The organism is Bacteroides sp. ET71, assembly GCF_023336905.1.
Classification (GTDB): domain Bacteria; phylum Bacteroidota; class Bacteroidia; order Bacteroidales; family Bacteroidaceae; genus Bacteroides.
Genome location: NZ_JAMBLS010000129.1, coordinates 1 through 659, shown reverse-complemented (window position 1 = coordinate 659; position 659 = coordinate 1). Strand labels below are relative to the sequence as shown.

Below are 659 nucleotides of genomic sequence, written 5' to 3'. Positions count from 1 at the left end.
AAGCTGCCCGTCGGTCAATTCATCATCGGGATGCGGATTAAGCGAGATGTGGATGACCGGCTTCTCGGTGCGGTAGTGCGAGGGAAGCCATGCCGTGAAAGCCTTCATCGTTTCGCCCATGCGGAAACGCCCGTCCTCTGGGTACGGGAGCAGGTTGGCATCCAATATCTTCGCGTGCCCGTTCTCCACCTTCGTCTGGTTGTAGGCCAACGCGCCGTACAAGTCCTTACCTGTGCTGATTTTCGCCACCATGCCTTTTGAATTCTTCGGAAAGTCCGACAATGCGGCGGCTGAGCGCCACCAGTTCGAGGGTCAGCTTCTCCAATTTATAGAGCAATGCCAACGCCTTTTTCTCGGTAAAATGCACATGCAGTTCCTTGACCGCCTGGTTGTAGTTCACCCCGACGGCGCGGTACTGCTGGTACAGGGCGGTGAGCCTGGCCACATACTCCATCGTGCCCCGGTCGGTGCGTATGACCCGGAAGCTGTCGCCGAAGATACGCGCGGCGATGAACTTCGACTTGGACGAAAGGCCGGACTGCTCGTAAAGGGTGAGGAACCGGGCGTGCTGCGCGGCGTCGAGATTGACGGTCTCGCGGTGGAAGGCGGGCGCGGACTTGGGTGTCCGTCCGCCTTTCCTTCTTTTCGGGTGTTGCTGT

General features: G+C 58.9%; 1 protein-coding gene and 1 pseudogene. Both read right to left on the bottom strand.

The features are described 5' to 3' along the window. Window positions 1-252: pseudogene (locus M3090_RS15515) on the bottom strand (mobilization protein); the annotation flags it as partial. Then, a partial coding sequence (mobA, locus tag M3090_RS15510; RefSeq protein WP_249057767.1) for a conjugal transfer protein MobA occupies window positions 227-659 on the bottom strand: 433 nt, incomplete at its 5' end. The pseudogene M3090_RS15515 and the gene mobA, both read right to left, overlap by 26 nt.